The sequence below is a fragment of the Streptomyces sp. LUP30 genome, assembly GCF_001746365.1.
Lineage (GTDB): Bacteria > Actinomycetota > Actinomycetes > Streptomycetales > Streptomycetaceae > Streptomyces.
In genome coordinates this window covers 1-19509 of sequence record NZ_MJAJ01000052.1, presented here as the reverse complement: position 1 = coordinate 19509, position 19509 = coordinate 1, and the positions used below count along the sequence as shown (strand labels likewise).

At 72.9% G+C, this 19509-nt stretch carries 21 protein-coding genes and 1 riboswitch; of the genes, 10 read left to right on the top strand and 11 right to left on the bottom strand.

The annotated features are described in order from the left end of the window. The first annotated feature begins 10 nt into the window (after positions 1-10). Together BG482_RS32085 and BG482_RS32080 are read left to right on the top strand one after the other, a co-directional pair. Positions 11-1270, top strand: coding sequence for a PP2C family protein-serine/threonine phosphatase (locus BG482_RS32085; RefSeq protein WP_069772710.1), 1260 nt, complete (start codon positions 11-13; stop codon positions 1268-1270). Positions 1271-1409: 139 nt separating this feature from the next. Then, entirely contained in the window at positions 1410-2153 is a 744-nt protein-coding gene (locus BG482_RS32080; protein WP_069772709.1) for a 1-acyl-sn-glycerol-3-phosphate acyltransferase, read from the top strand. Positions 2154-2234: 81 nt separating this feature from the next. Here BG482_RS32080 and BG482_RS32075 read toward each other — a convergent pair whose 3' ends face one another. From BG482_RS32075 to BG482_RS32040, 8 genes are all read right to left on the bottom strand, one after another. Next, complete coding sequence (locus BG482_RS32075) at positions 2235-3833, bottom strand: alpha/beta hydrolase (RefSeq protein ID WP_069772708.1); 1599 nt, start codon at positions 3831-3833, stop codon at positions 2235-2237. Positions 3834-3947: 114 nt separating this feature from the next. Continuing rightward, positions 3948-4706 carry an urease accessory protein UreD gene (locus tag BG482_RS32070; protein ID WP_069772707.1) on the bottom strand — a complete coding sequence of 253 codons (759 nt, stop codon included), beginning with the start codon at positions 4704-4706 and terminating at the stop codon, positions 3948-3950. A gap of 1 nt (position 4707) precedes the next feature. Continuing rightward, positions 4708-5385 (bottom strand): urease accessory protein UreG, encoded by a 678-nt coding sequence (gene ureG, locus BG482_RS32065; RefSeq protein WP_069772706.1) that lies wholly within the window; start codon positions 5383-5385, stop codon positions 4708-4710. A gap of 165 nt (positions 5386-5550) precedes the next feature. Beyond that, positions 5551-6225: an urease accessory protein UreF gene (locus BG482_RS32060; RefSeq protein ID WP_069772705.1), complete on the bottom strand. Its 675-nt coding sequence runs from the start codon at positions 6223-6225 to the stop codon at positions 5551-5553. Between the two features lie 24 nt (positions 6226-6249). Then, positions 6250-7971: an urease subunit alpha gene (locus BG482_RS32055; protein ID WP_069772704.1), complete on the bottom strand. Its 1722-nt coding sequence runs from the start codon at positions 7969-7971 to the stop codon at positions 6250-6252. Continuing rightward, a complete protein-coding gene (locus tag BG482_RS32050) occupies positions 7964-8275 on the bottom strand; it encodes an urease subunit beta (protein ID WP_069772703.1) in 312 nt (103 codons plus the stop codon). The genes BG482_RS32055 and BG482_RS32050 overlap by 8 nt, the downstream gene beginning before the upstream one ends. A 14-nt stretch (positions 8276-8289) precedes the next feature. Further along, positions 8290-8592, bottom strand: a complete 303-nt coding sequence (locus BG482_RS32045; protein ID WP_028808600.1) for an urease subunit gamma — start codon at positions 8590-8592, stop codon at positions 8290-8292. Between the two features lie 277 nt (positions 8593-8869). Continuing rightward, complete coding sequence (locus BG482_RS32040) at positions 8870-9148, bottom strand: type II toxin-antitoxin system Phd/YefM family antitoxin (protein ID WP_069772702.1); 279 nt, start codon at positions 9146-9148, stop codon at positions 8870-8872. A 71-nt stretch (positions 9149-9219) separates the two neighbouring features. On the opposite strand from BG482_RS32040, the gene BG482_RS32035 reads away from it, so the two are divergent. The 3 genes from BG482_RS32035 to BG482_RS32025 all read left to right on the top strand — a co-directional run bounded on the left by BG482_RS32035 (position 9220) and on the right by BG482_RS32025 (position 11205). Further along, entirely contained in the window at positions 9220-9855 is a 636-nt protein-coding gene (locus BG482_RS32035) for an ATP-dependent Clp protease proteolytic subunit (protein WP_069772701.1), read from the top strand. Positions 9856-9862: 7 nt separating this feature from the next. Further along, positions 9863-10168, top strand: a complete 306-nt coding sequence (locus BG482_RS32030) for a hypothetical protein (RefSeq protein ID WP_069772700.1) — start codon at positions 9863-9865, stop codon at positions 10166-10168. 369 nt (positions 10169-10537) lie between these two features. Beyond that, positions 10538-10728, top strand: a riboswitch (cyclic di-AMP (ydaO/yuaA leader). 3 nt (positions 10729-10731) lie between these two features. After that, a complete protein-coding gene (locus BG482_RS32025; protein ID WP_069772699.1) occupies positions 10732-11205 on the top strand; it encodes a C40 family peptidase in 474 nt (157 codons plus the stop codon). A gap of 52 nt (positions 11206-11257) precedes the next feature. Here the strand turns inward: BG482_RS32025 and BG482_RS32020 are convergent, their stop codons facing one another. Then, positions 11258-11740: an ATP-binding protein gene (locus tag BG482_RS32020; RefSeq protein WP_069772698.1), complete on the bottom strand. Its 483-nt coding sequence runs from the start codon at positions 11738-11740 to the stop codon at positions 11258-11260. 213 nt (positions 11741-11953) lie between these two features. Between BG482_RS32020 and BG482_RS32015 the strand changes: the two genes are divergently transcribed. Both BG482_RS32015 and BG482_RS32010 read left to right on the top strand, forming a co-directional pair. Continuing rightward, a complete protein-coding gene (locus BG482_RS32015; RefSeq protein WP_069772697.1) occupies positions 11954-12814 on the top strand; it encodes a helix-turn-helix transcriptional regulator in 861 nt (286 codons plus the stop codon). A 9-nt stretch (positions 12815-12823) separates the two neighbouring features. Further along, positions 12824-13072 carry a DUF397 domain-containing protein gene (locus BG482_RS32010; protein WP_069772696.1) on the top strand — a complete coding sequence of 83 codons (249 nt, stop codon included), beginning with the start codon at positions 12824-12826 and terminating at the stop codon, positions 13070-13072. A gap of 57 nt (positions 13073-13129) precedes the next feature. Here BG482_RS32010 and BG482_RS32005 read toward each other — a convergent pair whose 3' ends face one another. Further along, complete coding sequence (locus BG482_RS32005; RefSeq protein ID WP_069772695.1) at positions 13130-14257, bottom strand: 8-amino-7-oxononanoate synthase; 1128 nt, start codon at positions 14255-14257, stop codon at positions 13130-13132. Positions 14258-14405: 148 nt separating this feature from the next. Between BG482_RS32005 and bioB the strand changes: the two genes are divergently transcribed. The 3 genes from bioB to bioD are packed head-to-tail and all read left to right on the top strand — an operon-like array spanning position 14406 to position 17666. Continuing rightward, entirely contained in the window at positions 14406-15659 is a 1254-nt protein-coding gene (gene bioB, locus BG482_RS32000; protein ID WP_069772694.1) for a biotin synthase BioB, read from the top strand. Beyond that, positions 15652-16941: an adenosylmethionine--8-amino-7-oxononanoate transaminase gene (locus BG482_RS31995; protein WP_069772693.1), complete on the top strand. Its 1290-nt coding sequence runs from the start codon at positions 15652-15654 to the stop codon at positions 16939-16941. The genes bioB and BG482_RS31995 overlap by 8 nt, the downstream gene beginning before the upstream one ends. 2 nt (positions 16942-16943) lie before the next feature. Beyond that, positions 16944-17666: a dethiobiotin synthase gene (gene bioD, locus BG482_RS31990; protein WP_069772742.1), complete on the top strand. Its 723-nt coding sequence runs from the start codon at positions 16944-16946 to the stop codon at positions 17664-17666. A gap of 75 nt (positions 17667-17741) precedes the next feature. Here the strand turns inward: bioD and BG482_RS31985 are convergent. Further along, positions 17742-19509 (bottom strand): helix-turn-helix transcriptional regulator (locus BG482_RS31985; RefSeq protein WP_256096540.1); only part of this gene is annotated, 1768 nt, incomplete at its 5' end.

Sequence of the window (19509 nt, the reverse complement as noted above, 5' to 3'; positions counted from 1 at the left end):
GGCGTGAGCCATGAACGACACGGCGATCGACTACGCGGCGGTGTTCCAGGCCCTCCCCGGCATGGTGGCCCTGCTGACGCCCGAGCTGGTGTACGCGGACGCCAACGCCGAGTTCCTTCGGGTGACGGGCCGTAGTCGCGAGCAGCTGGTCGGCCGGCACGTCTTCGAGGTCTTCCCCGACAACCCGCACGACGCGCGCGCGAGCGGCATGCGCAACCTGGAGGCCTCGCTGCGCCGGGTGCTGGCCAGCGGCGAGCGGGACGCCATGGCGCTGCAGCGCTACGACGTGGAGTCGGCCGAGCGCCCCGGCGAGTGGGACGAGCGCTACTGGAGCCCGGTCAACGCGCCGGTCCACGGCCCGGACGGGTCGGTGGTGTTGCTGGTGCACCGCGTCGAGGAGGTCACCGAGCTGATCCGGGCGCGCGGCGGACGCGCGGCGGACGGACACGGGAGCGGGGCGGGGGCCGGCAGCCGGGGCCGGGTCCTGGAGGCCGAGCTGTACACCCGGGCCCGTGAGCTGCAGGAGCTCAACGAGCGGTTGCGGCTGGCGCACGCCCGGGAACGCGAGGTGGCGCTCGCGCTGCAGGAGGCGATGCTGCCCGCCCGTCGTCAGGTCGGTCACCACCGGGCGGCCGTGCGCTACCGGCCGGCGGTCGGCGCGCTCAACGTGTGCGGGGACTGGTACGACCTGGTCGACCTGGTCGGCGGCCACCGCATCGGCGTGTCCGTCGGCGACGTCGTCGGACACGGTCTGGGGGCCGCCGGGGTGATGGGCCAGCTGCGCAGCGCGCTGAGCGCCGCCTCCCGGGTGGCGGCGGGCCCGGCCGAGGCCCTCAACGTCCTCGGCCGGTACGCGCACGTCGTGGACGGCGCCGAGTCGGCCACCGCGGTCACCACGTTCATCGACTTCGACCATCACACCATCGCCTACAGCAGCGCCGGACACCCGCCACCCGTGCTCGTCCACGCCGACGGCCGGGTGGAGTTCCTCGACCGGGCCACCGACCCGCCGCTCGACGCCCTCCCCGACCCGGTCGCCCGGCCCCAGGCGTGCACCACCTACGACGACGGCGCCACCCTCGCCCTGTACACCGACGGACTGGTGGAACGGCGACGCGAGGACATCGACACCGGCCTGAACCGCCTCGCCGACGCCCTGGCCCGCCATCGCGCCGCCGACCCCGAGTCCCTTGCCGACGCGGTCCTGTGGGAGCTCCTGCCGGCCGGCGGCGCCACCGACGACACGGCTCTCGTCGTCGTACGGCTGTGACGGGACCAGCCCGGCGGGGGCCGGATCGGCACGGTTCCGGCCGTCGTCGCCTGCCCCTACACTGACAGCCCACGCCATGCCGGTTGACCTGCTGGAACACGGCGGCGAGCCGATCCGCCGGACACGAGGAGCGACTCCCTTGTTCTACTACCTCCTGAAATACGTGGTGTTGGGGCCGCTGCTGAGGCTGCTCTTCCGGCCGCGCATAGAGGGCCTGGAACATGTGCCGGACTCGGGGGCCGCCATCATCGCGGGCAACCACCTGTCGTTCTCGGACCACTTCCTGATGCCCGCGATCCTCAAACGCCGCATCACCTTCCTCGCCAAGGCCGAGTACTTCACGGGTCCGGGCCTCAAGGGGAGACTGACCGCCGCCTTCTTCCGCAGTGCCGGTCAGATCCCGGTCGACCGTTCCGGCAAGGAGGCCGGTCAGGCGGCGATCCGCGAGGGTCTGGGGGTGCTCGGCAAGGACGAGTTGCTGGGCATCTACCCGGAGGGCACCCGCTCGCACGACGGCCGCCTGTACAAGGGCAAGGTCGGCGTCGCGGTGATGGCCCTGAAGTCCCGCGCACCGGTGATCCCCTGCGCGATGATCGGCACCTTCGAGGCGCAGCCGCCCGGCAAGAAGCTCCCGACCCTGCACCCGGTGGCGATCCGCTTCGGCGAGCCGCTCGACTTCTCCCGCTACCTCGGCATGGAGAACGAGAAGGCGGTGCTGCGGGCGATCACCGACGAGATCATGTACGCGATCCTCACGCTGTCGGGGCAGGAGTACGTGGACCAGTACGCGGCGGTCGCCAAGGCGGAGGAGGCCGAGGCGAAGGCCCTCAAGACCGCGAAGCCGGAGCGGTCCCGCACGTTCCGTCGCACGCCGCGGGGTTGACGGCGCGTCACAGGACGCGGGCGAGAACGCCGAAGGGGCGGCCGGATCGATCCGGCCGCCCCTCACTGCTTGCCGACGGTGCTACGGCGTGGGCGTGGCGTGCGGCGTGCAGGTCACGTCCGTCCGGTCCAGCTTCCCGGTGAGGAGGTAGGAGTCCACCCGGGGGTTGATGCAGGCGTTGACCAGCCCGGTCACGCCGTGGGAGCCGGCGCCCTTCTCGGTGATCAGACGCGAGCCCTTGAAGCGCTGGTGCAGCTGGACGGCGCCGTCGTACGGGGTGGCGGCGTCATTGGTCGACTGCACGATCATCACCGGCGGCAGCCCCTTGTGGGTGGTGACGTTCACCGGGGACTGCTGCTTGACCGGCCAGTAGGCGCACGGGAGGTTCATCCACGCGTTGGCCCAGGTCATGAACGGGTAGTCCTTGTTGAGGCGCGTGTTGTCGTCGTTCCACTTCCGCCAGCTGGTGGGCCACTTGGCGTCGGTGCACTCCACGGACGTGTAGACGGCGTTGCCGTTCTCCGCGGTGATGTTGCCGGCCGTGTCGGTCATGTCCGGCGCGGCCGCGTCGACGAGCGCCTGGGTGTCTCCCGCGAAGTACTTGCTGAAGACGGTGGCGACCGGCACCCACGAGGAGTCGTAGTACGGGGCGCTCTGGAAGAAGGAGATCAGCTCCGCCGGACCGACCAGGCCGCCGATGGGGTTCTTCTTCGCGGTGGCGCGCAGCTGGAGCCACTTGGTCTGGACGGCGGCGCGGGTCGCGCCGAGGTGGAAGGTGGCGTCGTTCTTGGCGACCCAGTCCTCCCAGTCCTTCCAGCGGCCCTCGAAGGCCACGTCCTGGTCGAGGTTGGCCCCGTACCAGATCTTCTCGCGGGACGGGTTGACGACGCTGTCGACGACCATCCGGCGCACGTGCCCCGGGAAGAGGGTGCCGTAGACGGCGCCGATGTAGGTGCCGTAGGAGACGCCCAGGTAGTTGAGCTTCTTCTCGCCGAGGGCGGCCCGGATGACGTCCAGGTCGCGCACGGTGTTCGGCGTGGTCATGTACGGCAGCATCTCGCCGCTGCGCTCGTAGCAGCCGTCGGCGTACTCGCGGGCGAGCTTGATCTGGGCGAGCTTGTCGGCCTCGCTGCCCGGGACCGGATCGGCCTTGGGCGCCTTGACGAACGCCTGCGGGTCGATGCAGGAGATGGGCGCGGAGTGGCCGACGCCGCGCGGGTCGAAGCCCACGAAGTCGTAGGCCTTGGCCACGTTGGCCCACACGGGCGCCTTGGTGGTGACGCGGCGCGGGAAGCGCAGACCGGAGCTGCCGGGCCCGCCGGGGTTGTACACGAGCGCGCCCTGGCGCTCCTTCGCCGTGCCCGTGTTGCCGATGCGGTCCACGGCCAGCTTGATCTTCTTGCCGTTCGGCCTGGCGTAGTCGAGCGGGACGGTGACCCAGCCGCACTGGATCGGCTTCTCGAGGCCCCAGTCGGCCGAGCACGCCTGCCAGTCGATGCCGGCCTTGGCGGCGCGCTCGGCGGCGATCGCCGCGCCCCGGGCCTCACGGTCCTGGCCCGGACGGCCGCCGGCCGCGCCGGCCGTCGGCGCCGCGACGGCACCGGCGATCAGGGTCGCGGTGACGAGTACGCCCGCCGAGCCCAGCGCGGCGGTGCGCTTGTTCGGTCGTATGTCCTTCAAGTGGGAACTCCCCTGGTTTATGGCGGCAGGAGGATCCTTGCGGCTGTGAGGCGCCTGAGAAAAGGTGTCGTTGACCTTCTTTGCCAATCCGATAACCGGAAAGACAAGTACCGCTCACCGGTTGTCCAGCTCGGCGAGCGCCTCGTCCAGCGCGCGCCGCAACCGCAGCCCGTCGGGCGCCACGGCGGTGACCAGGACGGCGGGCCCGGCCAGCGGCATGACGCAGGCGTGCTCCGCGAGAATCCTGGCCTCCATCGGCCGCTGCGCGAACTCCGGCCGGGCCAGGACGAGTTGGCCGACCGCCCGGTGCCCCGCGAGCACGGCGGGGCCGTCCCAGCCGCCGGGCGCGCCGGGCCCGCAGGCCAGTTCCTGGTCCAGGACGACCCGGCCGGCGATCCGCAGGGCCAGTCGGCTGCGGAGCAGGCCGGGCTCCTCCCCCGCCCGTCCGAGCACCTGCTCCTCACGCAGCACGAGCCGTGCCCCGGCGTCGAGGCCGACGCGGGTGACGACGGACAGGTCGCTGCCCTTCGCGGAGATCAACGGCTCGGGCAGCCAGTGCAGTTCACCGTCGTCGGCGACGGTGAGGCGCACCTCGTAGCGAGCGTCGTCCTTCGTCTGCCCGGGGAGCGCGATGGTCGCCGCGGCCGAACCCACCCGCAGCCGGGCGCCGCCGCCCACATCGGCCTCGACGGCGAAGCGGTCACCGCCGAGAGGGCCGCTCATCGCCCCGACCAGCATGACCCGCGCCTCGGCCCCGGTCCCCCGGGTACGCCGCAGGGCGAGCGGTCCGTCGCTCTCCAGGACGGGCAGCGCGGTTCCCCCGCGCCCGTCGCCGCGCGCTTCGATCCGGGCGGTGGCGTGCACACCACCCATGTCACGCCGTCCAGGCGGCGAGCCGCGCCCGCACCCAGGCGGCGACGTCGCCGACACCGCTCTCGCTCCGCAAGGACTGGAAGACGACGGGCAGTTCGGCCCGCTGGGCCTTCGCGTCGGCCGCCATCCGGGCGAGGTCGGAGCCGACGTACGGCGCGAGGTCGGTCTTGTTGACGACCAGCAGGTCCGCGGTGGTGACGCCGGGGCCGCCCTTGCGGGGGATGTCGTCCCCGCCGGCGACGTCGATGACGAAGATCTGCGCGTCCACGAGCCCCTTGGAGAAGGTGGCGGTGAGGTTGTCCCCGCCGGACTCGACGAGGATCAGGTCCAGCGGCCCGACCTCGTCCTCCAGATCCTCCACGGCTTCGAGGTTGGCGGAGATGTCGTCGCGGATGGCGGTGTGCGGGCAGGCGCCCGTCTCCACGGCCGTGATCCGCTCGGGCGGCAGCACGGCTTCACGGAGCAGGAACTCGGCGTCCTCGCGGGTGTAGATGTCGTTGGTGACGACGGCCAGGGACAGTTGGTCGCGCAGGGCCCGGCAGAGGGCGGCGACGGTGGCCGTCTTCCCGGAGCCGACGGGCCCGCCGAGTCCGATGCGCAGGGCGCGGCGCGAGCCGTCGGGGCGGCGGGCGTCGGCGCTGACGGCGGCGGGACCGTGCGGGGAGTGGTCAAGATGCACAACGGCTCCTAGTCAGCCAGGGTGGTTCGATTCAGCCCGTCCGGGGTCCTGTCCGCGGTCCCCTCGGGGGGAGGGTGACGAGGAGGTCCGTTCCAGGGCCGGGCGGGGGCCCGGGAGGGAGGTCCCCGGGGTCGGGTCGGGATGGCACGGCGGGGACGGGGAGCCTCACGAGGCGAACAGCCGTACCTGCCACGCCGCATGCACCTCCGCCCCGATCTCCAGCAGCGGCGCGGACGCGGCGGGCAGCGCGTCGACGCCCTCGGCCGGCACCGCCGCCGCGGACGTCACCGCCCGGTCGGCCACCCGGTCCAGTTCCGGCGCCAGCCGGGCCAGGGCCGCCGTCGCCTCGAAGGGGTCGAGGCTCAGCAGCCGCACCACGGCGGTGGCCGGTCCGCTCACGCTCTCGTACACCGCGCAGTACGCGGCGTCCGCCGGTCCGAGACCGGCCGCCCGCGCCGTCAGCCCCAGCACCACCGGCTGGTGCGCGCCCTTGGGGAACTGCCGCGCCACGGCGTCCAGTTCGTCGCTCGGCCAGGTGGCGCGGGCGGCCCGCATCAGCTGCCGGCCCAGTCTGCGGGCCGTGGCCCGCAGTGCGGGGGAGGGCGTCCGGGCGTCCGCCGCCGCATCGAGCAGGGCCGGGTCCGCCCCGGCGGCCGCCGCTGCGGCCAGCGCCGCGGCGACCAGTCCCGCCGTGTGCAACCGCCCCCGGCAGAAGGCCTCCAGGCTCTCCGCGCCGGTGATCCGGCCGGCCTTCACCGCGGCCTCCGCCCCGCCGGAGTGCGCGTGCCCTCCGGCGGGGAAACGGCCGTCGGCCAGGACGAGAAGTGCTGCCCTTGTCACGTCGTTGTCCTCGGAGCCGGGAAGTCAGAACAGGAAGTAACGCTGGGCCATGGGCAGTTCGGCGGCCGGAGTCGCCTCGACGAGCTCGCCGTCGATGTGCACGGCGAAGCTGTCCGGGTCGACCTGGACGCGCGGCCGGGCGTCGTTCTCCCGCATGTCCGCCTTGGTCACCCCGCGCGTGGAGTCGATGGCGACGAACTTCTTGCCGAGCTGCAACCGCTCCGGCAGTCCGTCCTCGATCGCCAGCGGGGCCACGAAGTTGAACGAGTTCGATGCCGGGGCCCGGCCGATCGCGCCGAACATCGGACGCGGCAGGATCGGCTGCGGGGTCGGGATGGAGGCGTTGGCATCGCCCATCTGGGCGTAGGCGATCTGCCCGCCCTTGAGGACGAGGTGTGGCTTGACCCCGAAGAACGCCGGCTCCCACAGCACCAGGTCGGCGAGCTTGCCGCTCTCGACGGAGCCGATCTCGCGGGCCAGGCCCTGGGCGAGCGCGGGGTTGATCGTGTACTTGGCCACATAGCGCCGGACGCGGTGGTTGTCGGCGCGGCCGTCGCCCGGCAGCGCGCCCCTGCGGCGCTTCATGACGTGCGCCGTCTGCCAGGTCCGCAGGATGACCTCGCCGACGCGGCCCATGGCCTGGGCGTCGGAGGAGATGATCGAAATGGCTCCGAGGTCGTGCAGGACGTCCTCGGCCCCGATCGTGGAGGGCCGGATCCGGGACTCGGCGAACGCCAGGTCCTCCGGGACCGCCGGGTTGAGGTGGTGACACACCATCAGCATGTCGAGGTGTTCCTCGGCGGTGTTCACCGTGTAGGGGCGCGTCGGGTTCGTCGAGCTGGGCAGCACGTATGACTCGGAGACGACGGTCATGATGTCGGGCGCGTGCCCGCCCCCCGCGCCCTCGGTGTGGTAGGCGTGGATGCCGCGTCCGGCGATCGCGGCGAGCGTGTCGCCCACGAACCCGGCCTCGTTGAGGGTGTCCGTGTGGATGGCCACCTGGATGCCGGTCCGGTCGGCGACGGTCAGCGACGCGTCGATGACGGCCGGGGTCGAGCCCCAGTCCTCGTGCAGCTTCAGGCCCAGCGCCCCGCCCCGGATCTGCGACAGCATCGCGTCCTGCGAGACGGTGTTGCCCTTGCCGAGGAAGCCGATGTTCAGCGGGTACCGCTCCATCGCCTCCAGCATCCGGGCGAGGTGCCACGGACCGGGGGTCACGGTGGTCGCCTTGGAGCCCTCGGCGGGACCCGTGCCGCCGCCGACCAGGGTGGTGACGCCGGAGGACAGCGCCTCGTCCGCGATCTGGGGGCAGATGAAGTGGACGTGCGCGTCGACCGCGCCGGCCGTCAGGATCCGCCCGTTGCCGGCGATGATCTCGGTCTCCGGGCCGATCACCAGGTCCGGGTGGACCCCGTCCATCGTGTCGGGGTTGCCGGCCTTGCCGATGCCGGTGATCCGCCCGTCGCGGATGCCGACGTCGGCCTTGACCACCCCCCAGTGGTCGACGACCACGGCCCCCGTGACGACGGTGTCGGGCGTGCCCTCCGCGCGCGTGGCACGGGACTGCCCCATCGACTCGCGGACGACCTTGCCGCCGCCGAAGACCGCCTCCTCGCCGGCGAGTCCGGGGCCGCCGCAGCGGTCCTCCTCGATCTCGATCAGCAGGTCGGTGTCGGCGAGCCGGATGCGGTCGCCGGTCGTGGGACCGAACAGGTCGGCGTAGGCGGGACGCGAGATCTCAGGCATCGAGGGCACCTCCGGTCTCCCCGCGCAGGCCGGGCACGACACGGGCCCCGGCGAGGGCGACGAGTTCGACGTCGACGGGGATCCCGGGCTCGAAGCGCACGGCGGTGCCGGCGGCGACGTTCAGCCGTTTGCCGCGGGCGGCCGCGCGGTCGAACTCCAGGCCGGGGTTGGCCTCGGCGAAGTGGTAGTGGGAGCCGACCTGGACCGGCCGGTCGGCGGCGTTGAGGACGGTGAGCCGGGTGACCGCCCGGCCCTCGTTGTAGACGATCGCGCCCTCGGCGAAGAGGATCTCTCCGGGAATCACGGCGGCCTCCCCCGTCAGACGATCGGGTCGTGGACGGTGACGAGCTTGGTGCCGTCGGGGAACGTGGCCTCGACCTGGACGTCGTGGATCATCTCGGGGATGCCCTCCATGACGTCGTCGCGGGTCAGCAGCTTGCGACCGGAGGACATGAGCTCGGCGACGGTGCGGCCGTCCCGCGCGCCCTCCAGGATGTGCGACGTGATCAGGGCCACCGCCTCCGGGTGGTTGAGCCTCAGGCCGCGGGCCCGCCGTTTCTCGGCGACGTCGGCCGCCACGTGGATCAGCAGCCTCTCCTGCTCGTGCGGGGTCAGTTGCACGTCCCACCTCACATCCTCGCTCCGGACCGTGCGGGGCCCGGTTGCCGCGGCCACGGGGGGAAAGCCCCTGGTGGCATGGATCGGCAGGCTAGTGGGACCGCATTTCGAGCAAGTTAACCGAGCTGTGATCGTTCGGCCCTCGTCCAGCCCTCCGCCGCTCCGGCGGAACCTTCCGTCGTGACGGCCCGAGACGTCCCGGAAGGCCGTCCGGACGCGCTCGGGACGCGCCGCGGACGCCGTGGGGGGTGGGGCCGTATACAGCGCGTCCGTGGCGCGGTCAGGAGGGGTTCGGGCCCCGGTACTCCGCCGTGACGCCGAACCGGTGCTGTTCGCGGGGAGCGGACGCGACCTCGCGCACGGCGGTGACCGAACTGATCACCGGCTGCTCCGCCGGCTGGTCGAGTTCGTCGAGTCGCTCCAGGTCGGCGGCGGAGACGAGGGCGACGAGGGGTTTGCCGTGCCGGGTCACGACCACGCGCTCACCGCCGTACACCACGCGGTTGATCAGGTCGGCGAGCTCAGCCCTGGCTTGCGTCACCGGAATCTCGTAGGCCATTCCCCCATTCTAACGTCACGTACGTCCTGTACATTTTTTACAGATGCGCCAGACGCAGAAGGAGGGGCACCATGCACCGACCGTCCGCCCGTCACGTCCTGCCCGAGTTCACCGAACGCACGAGCTCCGGTCATCGGACGCTGGATCCGTACGCGAAACTGCTGGAGGAACGGATCGTCTTCCTGGGGACGCCGATCGACGACGTCTCGGCCAACGACGTGACCGCCCAGTTCATGTACCTGGAGCACAAGGACCCGGACCGGGACATCGCGCTGTACATCAACTCCCCCGGCGGCTCGTTCAGCGCGATGACGGCGCTCTACGACACGATCCGCTTCGTCACCTGCGACGTGTCCACGACCTGTCCGGGCCGGGCGGACTCGTCCGCCGCGGTGCTGCTGGCGGCGGGCGCGCCGGGCAAGCGGTTCGCGCTGCCGGGCGCGCGGATGACGATCCGCCAGCCGGTCCTGCCCGAGCCCGTCGAGGGACAGGCGAGCGACCTGGCCATCCAGGCCGAGGAGCTGGCGCGCACCCGGGCCGCCCTGGAGGGGATGCTCGCCCGGCACACCGGGCGGACGCCGGAGCAGGTCGCCGCGGACATCGAGCGGGATCTGTTCCTGACCGCCCAGGAGGCCGTGGAGTACGGCCTGGTGGACGGGATCATCCCCAGCCGCAAGGCGTCCGCCGGCTCCCAGGGCCGGGGGTGAGCCGCCGATGGTGCCCGAGCTGCCGCCGCTGCCCGCCCTGACCCGCGCCGAGGCCGAGCTGATCGACGGTTACCTGGACGTCGTCGACCTGCTCGGCCGCATCAACCCCGCCCACCACGGCGACACCTACCGCGGACTGCGCGCCGCACAGGCGCTGGTGGCCAAGGCGACGGCGCTGCGCGACGCGCTGACGCTGATGCACCAGAGGGGCGAGACCGAGCTGCACGCGCCGACGCTCGCGCGGGCGCTGCGCGTCCTGGACGGGGAGCGCCGCACGGCGCGCGTCACGCTGCCCCCGCTCTCCGAGAGTTGACCGCGGAGCACCCTGGGCTCCGGACGGCTCGTGGTGCGCACGTGACGACCGGACCGGAGACGAAACGGCCCAGAAGGCGTACCCCCGTTCGGCACAGCGTCTACCGTTCCCCCGCCCACCGAAAAGTTGCGCGAAAGGACGCTCATCGAGCGGAACAAGCGGCGTCGTGGCTGGTGGGAGGCTCTGACGTGGCTCGGCACCTGATCACCCATCAGAGTGTTCACCCGAACGGGTGAGTGGTGAGTAACCCCACAAATCCCCGGTTCCATTGGGATTTTCGGACATCGGTGAGCCAAGATCCCTGACTGACGACAAGCCCCCGCCACAAGAGGCGGGGCGGTCCGGGCGGACGCCGAGTCCTGCCGCCGCTCGGATGACCGGTCGACAGAAGTGCATCGGCAGGAGTGGAGGACCCAAGCACGACGGGTCGCCGGCACGGTCGGCTCCGCGAGGAGCCGTCGGGCCGAGCAGCCCTTGGGGTGAAGCCGCATCCGCGGCCGGGCAACTTCGCCAGCCCGAATCCGACAGGTCATCCTTCACAGGCGGCTGACGAAGGGTTGCGCATGACTGCGCTCAATCGTGTCCCGTCGCTCATGGTCCGGGCCGGTACGGCCTCGGCGTTCGCCATCGCCGCTGTGGGCGGCTCGATCGTGGTTCCGGGGCTCGCCTCCGACGCCGCGGCCGCCACACCGGCGGCGAAGGCGCTCCAGATCGCAGCCTCCAAGAAGGGCGCCCCGTACCGGTACGGGGCCACCGGGCCGAAGAGGTTCGACTGCTCGGGGCTCACGCTGTACTCGTACAAGAAGGCCGGCAAGAGCCTGCCGCGGACGGCGGCCCAGCAGTACAACAAGACCAAGCACGTCTCGGCGTCCAGCCGCAAGGCGGGCGACCTGGTCTTCTTCCACTCGGGGTCGAACGTGTACCACGTCGGGATCTACGCGGGTAAGGGCAAGATCTGGCACTCGCCGAAGACCGGCGACGTGGTGAAACTGCAGAAGATCTGGACCAAGAGCGTCTGGTACGGCCGGGTGCGCTGAGCCGCCGGTCCACTGAGCCTCCCGGGGCGGCACACGACGTCCTGACACGCCGTCATCGCCCCGGGATCTCACCCTCGGCCGGGACCGCCAGCGCTCCGGCCACCGGCTCCGCCGCCGCGACGGCCCACGGCAGCTCGACGGTGACCGTCTTGCCGCCCTCCCGGGTGGGCCGCACTCTGAGCTTGCCGCCGCACTCCGCGGTCAGCCAGCGAATGATCACCATGCCTCGGCCGTTGTCCTGCTGGACGGCGGCCGGCAGTCGTTTGGGGAAGCGCGGGTGGCTGTCGGTGACACCGACGCGCAGATGTTCGTCACGGTCGAGGACGAGACCCACCGTGAAGGTGGGTGACTGCCCGAAGGTGTGCTGTACGGCGTTGGTGGCGAGTTCCGAGACGATCAGCCGGACGGTGTCGGCCGCCTCCGTGTCCGCCGGCAGACCCCATTCGGCGAGGGTGTCGACGACGAATCCGCGGGCCGTGGAGACCGAGGCGGGATCGCTCGGCAGAGTGACGGATGCTTCCAGGTGATCTGCCATGGCGACGTCGTCCCTTTCCCACGGGACCGGAGTCCGACACGGTGCGTGTGGTTCGAGTACGGTCCCGGACTGGTGCTTCTTCGCCAGAGTGCCATTACCGCGTCGGTCACGGGTGGCGATCCACCAAGATGTGCATATATCTGTCGCCCGATGCGGTGAACTCTGCGACGGCAGAGCGTATTTGGTCGGCCCGTAGGGAGTAAGGAGGAGCCTGTGCAGCACGGTCCCGCGGTGCGCCGCCGGAAACTCGGCGCGGAACTGCGCACTCTACGCGCCCAGGCGGGCCTCACCAGTGGTGAGGCGGCCCGGCTCGCGGGCTGGCACCAGTCCAAGGTGAGCCGCATCGAGACCGGCACCAGTGGATCGAAACCGGCCGATGTGCGGTTACTCCTCGACGTCTACGGCGTGAGCGATCAGCGCCTGCGGGACCTGATGCTGGCCCTGGCCGGCGCGGGCGACGGCGGCGGCCGGGACCACTGGTGGCACGCCTACCGCGGGGTGCTGCCGCCCGCGTACCGGGACTTCATCAGCCTGGAGGCGCAGGCGAGCGCGATGCGCACGCTGGAGACGAGCGTGGTGCCGGGTCTGCTGCAGACGCCCGAGTACGCGCGTGCGGTGACCAGCGCGGCCGTGGAGGGGGTCGAGGAGGAACAGCTCGACACCTTGGTGGAGGTGCGGATGGCCCGGCAGGACGTGCTGCGCGCGCAGCCGCCGCTGGAGCTCAACGCGGTGCTGGACGAGGCGGTGCTGCGGCGTGAGGTCGGCGGGCGGGAGGTGATGGCGCGCCAGCTCGGCCGGCTCGTGGAGGCCGCGCGGCTGCCCCAGGTGCGGCTGCAGGTTCTGCCGTTCTCGGCCGGGGCGCATATCGGGGTAACCGGCCCTTTCGTTATCTTCTCGTTTTCGCGCACTTCTGATCTGGATGTGGTCGTTCTCGACCACTTGACGAGTAGCCTCTATCTCGAACGGAAAGAAGACCTCCAGGCCTACACCGAGGCCTTCAACGCCCTTCGGGCGCACGCCCTTTCGCCCGGGGACTCATCGGATTACATCGCCGCGATTGCCGACGGCGCGTAAGGAGGCACCATGTCCGCAGTACCGCGGAACGTACCTTCCAGTACCGATTCCTACCATTTCCCACAGGCGCGGTGGCTGCGCAGCAGCTACAGCACGGGAGCCAACAACTGCGTGGAGACGGCCCGGCCGGCCTCCGGCCCCTGGGCCGGCCTGCTCGCCGTACGCGACTCCAAGGACCCGGCCGGCCCCGCCCTGCTCTTCTCCCCCGAGAGCTGGACGGGCTTCACGGCTGCGTTGCGCCGACCGCGCCGCCGCTGACCGCGACAACGTAGTCGGCCACCCGTCAGCGGCGGCCCACGGCCATGCCACGCCGACTCATGGTCGTGTCTCGCCGATCACCCGAACAGCGCGTTCGAGCTCCGCCCCGGAGAGGTCCGCCCGGGCGGTCAGCCTCAGTCGTGAGATGCCGTCGGGCACGGAGGGAGGACGGAAGCACCCCACGGCCAGACCTGCCGAGCGGCAGTCCGCCGCCCACCGCACGGCCTGTTCCGGGGACGGCGCACGCACGGAGACGACCGCGGCGTCGGGGCGTACCGCCTCCAGACCCGCGGTCGTCAGGCGTGCGTACAGTTCGCCCGCCACCGCACGCGCGCGCCGCGCGCGCTCCGGCTCCCGCCGCAGCAGTCGCAGGGCGGCCAGCGCCGCGCCCACCGCGGCCGGGGCCAGACCCGTGTCGAAGATGAACGTGCGGGCCGCGTTCACCAGGTGCTCGATCACCCGCGCGGGCCCCAGCACGGCGCCGCCCTGGCTGCCGAGGGACTTGGACAGCGTGACCGTGACGACCACGTCGTCCGCGCCCGCCAGCCCCGCCGCGTACGGTGCGCCCTGTCCGCCCTCCCCGAGCACGCCGAGCCCATGGGCGTCGTCCACCACCAGGCCCGCACCGTGATCGCGGCAGGCGGCCGCGAGGGCGGCCAGCGGGGCGGCGTCGCCGTCGACCGAGAAGACCGTGTCGGAGACCGCCACGGCGGGCCCGTCGTGGGTGCCGAGCGCCTTGCGGACGGCGTCCGGGTCGGCGTGCGCGACGACCTGGGCGGCGCCGCGGGCCAGGCGGCACCCGTCGATGAGCGAGGCGTGGTTGCCCGCGTCGGAGACGATCAGCGAACCGTGCGGCGCCAGCGCGGTCACCGCGGCGAGGTTGGCCGCGTAACCGGAGGAGAAGACGAGGGCCGCCTCGAAGCCGCAGTGCTCCGCGAGCTCCCGTTCCAGCTCGGCGTGCAGCTCGGTGGTGCCGGTGACGAGCCGGGAGCCGGTCGCCCCGCCGCCCCAGGTCCGCGCCGCCGCGGCGGCGCCCTCCACGACCTCGCCGTGCCGGGCCAGCCCCAGGTAGTCGTTGCTCGCCAGGTCCAGGAGCGGCGAGTCGGCCGGACGGGGCCGAAGCGTGCGCACGAGTCCGGCCCGGCGGCGCAGCTCCGCCTGTTCGTCGATCCAGCCGAACGCCATGGGTCCTCCGGGGCTTTTGTAGGTAGCGGACAGACACTAGCGGCAGCAATCGCTGACTTCGGTGTGGCAATACCCACACGTCGAACCGGGTGTGTTGTGCGATCCCTACCTTGGCCCGGAGCGGGTCCGTAAGACAGGATCGGCTCTCATGGACCTGCTGAACACGCTGGTGGACAAGGGGCTTCGGCGCGAACTGCCGACCCGCGAGGAAGCTCTGGCCGTCCTGGCCACCTCCGACGACGACGTGCTGGACGTGGTGGCCGCGGCCGGGAAGGTGCGCCGGCACTGGTTCGGGCGTCGCGTGAAGCTCAACTACCTGGTCAACCTGAAGTCGGGGCTGTGCCCCGAGGACTGCTCCTACTGTTCGCAGCGGCTCGGCTCCACGGCCGGGATCCTGAAGTACACGTGGCTCAAGCCCGACGAGGCCTCCCGGGCAGCGGCGGCCGGCCTCGCGGGCGGCGCCAAGCGCGTCTGCCTGGTGGCGTCCGGACGCGGCCCTACGGACCGGGACGTCGAACGGGTGGCCGGCACCATCAAGGCCATCAAGGAGCAGAACGAGGGCGTCGAGGTGTGCGCCTGTCTGGGCCTGCTCTCCGACGGCCAGGCCGAGCGGCTGCGTGACGCGGGAGCCGACGCCTACAACCACAACCTCAACACGTCCGAGTCGACGTACGGGGACATCACCACCACCCACACCTACGCCGACCGGGTGGACACGGTCACCAAGGCGCACGCGGCGGGCCTGTCCGCCTGCTCGGGTCTGATCGCCGGCATGGGCGAGTCGGACGAGGACCTGGTGGACGTCGTCTACTCGCTGCGCGAGCTGGACCCGGACTCGGTCCCGGTCAACTTCCTCATCCCGGTGGAGGGCACCCCGCTGGCCAAGGAGTGGAACCTCACCCCGCAGCGCTGTCTGCGGATCCTGGCCATGGTCCGGTTCGTGTGCCCGGACGTCGAGGTGCGCATCGCGGGCGGCCGCGAGGTGCATCTGCGCACCATGCAGCCGCTGGCCCTGAACCTGGCCAACTCGATCTTCCTCGGCGACTACCTCACCACCGAGGGCCAGGCCGGCAAGGCCGACCTGGAGATGATCGCGGACGCCGGGTTCGAGGTGGAGGGCGCGGAGCAGGTCACCCTGCCCGAGCACCGGGCGGCGACGGCGGGCGCCGGCTGCGCATCGCACGAGGGCGGCGGCTGCGGCTCGCAGGAGGCCGCCGGATGCGGTGCGCACGAGGGCTCCGGGTGCGGCTCGCACGAGGGCGGCGGCGTCTGCGGTTCGGCTCCGGCCGCCACGTCCGCCCCCGCTGCGGCGGTCGTCGCGTCGGCGGCAGGCGAGGCCCGTACCGATCTGGTCGCCGTGCGCCGCCGAGGCGCCGGCACCGATCTCGCGCCCAATGCCTGAGCCGTCGCCGCTCGGCGTGCCGGAGCTGCTCGACCTCGACCGGCGGCATGTGTGGCATCCGTACGGTCCGATGCCCGGCCGGGTCGATCCGCTCGTCGTGGAGTCGGCGAGCGGGGTCCGGCTGCGGATGGCGGACGGCTCGGGTGAGCTGGTCGACGGCATGGCGTCCTGGTGGTCGGCGATCCACGGCTACAACCACCCGGTGCTCAACGAGGCCGTGCGCGAGCAGCTGGGGCGGATGAGTCACGTGATGTTCGGCGGGCTCACCCATGAGCCCGCCGTGCGGCTGGCGAAACTCCTTGTCGACATGTCGCCCGACGGTCTGGAGCATGTGTTCCTCGCCGACTCGGGCTCGGTGTCGGTCGAGGTCGCGGTGAAGATGTGCCTGCAGTACTGGCGTTCGCTGGGCCGCCCGGGCAAGCAGCGGCTGCTGACCTGGCGCGGCGGCTACCACGGCGACACCTGGCAGCCGATGTCCGTGTGCGACCCGGACGGCGGGATGCACGACCTGTGGACCGGTGTGCTCCCCCGGCAGGTCTTCGTCGACGCACCGCCGACCGAGTACGACGAGGCGTACGCCGAGACGCTGCGAACGGCGATCGAGCGGCACGCCGACGAACTGGCCGCGGTCGTCGTGGAGCCGGTCGTCCAGGGCGCGGGCGGGATGCGCTTCCACTCCCCTGGGTATCTGCGGGTCCTGCGCGAGGCCTGCGACGCGCACGGCGTGCTGCTGGTGTTCGACGAGATCGCCACCGGCTTCGGGCGCACGGGCGCGCTGTTCGCGGCGGAGCACGCCGCCGTGACACCGGACGTGATGTGCGTCGGCAAGGCCCTGACCGGCGGCTATCTGACGATGGCGGCGGCCCTGTGCACCTCCCGGGTGGCCGACGGGATCTCACGGGGCGAGGTGCCGGTGCTGGCGCACGGGCCGACGTTCATGGGCAATCCGCTCGCCGCGGCCGTGGCCTGCGCCTCGATCGAGCTGCTGCTCGGCCAGGACTGGTTCGCGGAGGTGAAGCGCATCGAGACCGGACTGCACGACGGGCTGGCGCCGGCACGGGAGCTTCCGGGGGTGAGCGACGTCCGCGTCCTCGGCGCCGTCGGCGTCGTCCAGCTCGACCACGCCGTGGACATGAAGGCCGCCACGGACGCCGCCGTGCGCGAGGGCGTCTGGCTGCGGCCGTTCCGCGACCTGATCTACACGATGCCCCCGTACGTCACCGGCGACGCGGACGTGGCACGGATCGCGCGCGCGGTGTGCGCCGCGGCGCGGGAGGGATGACCATGCCGATCCTGGTGATCACGGGGACGGGCACGGAGGTCGGCAAGACCGTCACCACCGCCGCGGTCGCCGCTTCCGCGCTGGCGGTGGGCCGGTCGGTGGCCGTGCTGAAGGCCGCCCAGACCGGCGTACGGCCCGACGAGCGCGGGGACGCCGACGAGGTCGCGCGGCTCGCGGGACCGCTCACCACGGCCGAACTCGCCCGCTACCCGGAGCCGTTGGCGCCCGGTACGGCGGCGCGGCGGGCGGGACTGCCGCCGGTGCGGCCGCAGGACGTGGCGGAGGCGGCGCAGAAGCTGGCCGTGGAGCACGACCTGGTGCTCGTCGAGGGGGCGGGCGGATTGCTCGTGCGGTTCGACGAGGCGGGCGGCACGCTGGCCGACGCGGCGCAGTCGCTGCGCGCGCCGGTGCTCGTCGTGGCCTCGGCCGGACTGGGCACGCTGAACACGACGGAACTGACGGCCCGTGAACTACGTTCCCGGGGGCTGGAGTTGCTGGGCGTGGTCATCGGCAGCTGGCCCGACTCCCCGGACCTGGCGTCTCGTTGCAACGTCACGGACCTGCCGGAGGTGGCCGGCGCCCCGCTGCTGGGAGCGCTGCCCGCGGGGTCGGGAGCGCTGGCACCCGCCGACTTCCGTGTCGCGGCCCGCGGTTGGCTGGCTCCGCGGCTGGACGGGACGTGGGAGGCGGAGGCCTTCCGCAACCGGGCGGGCTCGGAGGCCTAGGGCCGTCCTTTCCGGTGCGTCCGGGCCGCCGGGGCCCCTCCGGGCGGCTGCGGGCGGGTGGTCGCCGGGCCGCTCTCAGGGCCCGTCGGCGTCAGCCAGGAGGCGCACCAGGTCGATGCGGGAGCGGATGCCCAGCCGGGTGAAGACGCCCCGCAGATGATGGTCGATGGTGCGCGGGCTGAGGGCCAGCCTGGCGGCGATCTCGCGGTTGGTGGCGCCGTCGGCGGCCATGCGGGCGATGAGCAGCTGCTGAGCGGTCAGGTGCGTCGTCAGTCGGGCGCCCGCGCGCGTCGAGGCGGCCGGGGCGCCCAGCGCGCGCAGTTCGGCGCGGGCGCCCTCCGCGCAGTGCGGGGCGTCGAAGGACTCGAACGCCTGAAGGGCGCTGTGCAGCCGGTCGCGTGCCTCCGTGCGGCGGCGCAGTCTGCGCAGCGCACTGCCGAACAGCAGTTCCGTGCGGGCGCGTTCGAAGGCGCGGTCGCCGCCCGCGTGCAGGTCGAGGGCCTCGGCGTAGTGCGGGAGGGCGTCGGCGCCGGGGGTGAGCAGCGCCCGGCACCTCGCGCTGAGGGCCAGGTCGTCGGGGCTGCCCACGGCGCGGGCCCAGCGGTCGTAGTCGGCGTGCGCGGCGCGGGCGACACGGGTGTCGCCGGTGCGGGCGGCCGCCTCCACGTAGTGCGGGGTGGCGAGGTGGCGGACGGCCCGGTGGCCGTGGCCGGGACCGGAGGCGGCGAGGGCCCGCAGCCGGGCCGCGGCGGCGGCGTAGCGGCCGTTGCCGAGGTCGAGGAAGGCCAGCGCCCACTGCGCCAGCGCGGCGGGCAGGCCCAGACCGTGGGCGAGGGCGTACGAGCGGGCGGCCGCGGCCCGCTCCCGGCACAGCTCGTCGTCGCCGGTGAGGGCGGCGAACATCGCGAGGGCCGCCTGCAGATGACAGGCGCCGTTGTCCTGTCCGGTGGCGTACGCCTGGTGCAGGGCGTCCAGGGCGGCGGCCTCGGCTGCGTGCGGGCGGCCGGTCCAGAAGTCGGCGTAGGCGCGGAACTCCATGGCCTGGGACACGAGGACGGTGACGCCCCGGGCGCGGGCGGCGGCCGCCGCCCGGACGGCGGCGGTGGCGGCCCGGGTGTGGTCGCCGAGCATCAGGGCGGCGACGGCCGCGTGGACGAGCAGAGTGGGGTCGCCGCCCGGGCCGCACCGGCCGGCGGTCGCCTCCAGCAGGTCGCGCGCGTCCTCGTACCGTGCGTCGACGGCTGCGGCGAGCCCGCCCAGCACACCGGGCGGGTCGATGCCCGACTCCCGCGCCGCCAGCACCGCTTCCCGACATCGACGCAGATCACCGGTGTAGACGGCGGCTTCGGCGGCCCACGCGAGGAGAGGGGCCGCTGACTCGGTCGGAGCGACGGCGGCCCGGCCGGCGCGGACACGGCCGCCGGCCCGCCCCCCGGCGCCCTCGACGGCCCCCGCCGCACCCCTCGCCGGCTCGCCGAGAACGGTCGGCGCACCTCCCCCACCGCGGACCACGCCTTCACCGCTCTCCGGGCTCTCAGGGCTCGCCACGCTCTCCGGGCATGTCGCGCGCTCGAGCTCGTTCGCCGTCGGGGCGGTGGGGGCCGGGTGGAGGGTGGTGGGGGCCGGGCGGAGGGTGGTCGGCGCGGGGCGACGGCCGGCGGCCCGGGCGGCTCCGGCCAGCAGGGCGTCGAACGCCTCCCCCGCGTGGCCCGTGCGCAGGGCCAGGACGCCGGTGACGGCGTCGGCGTCCGTGCGGGCGGCCAGGGTCCGGGCCCGGTCGCTCTCGCCGGCCAGCCAGGCGTCGGCTGCCGCACGGGCGAGGAGACGGCGCCGTTCGCCGGGG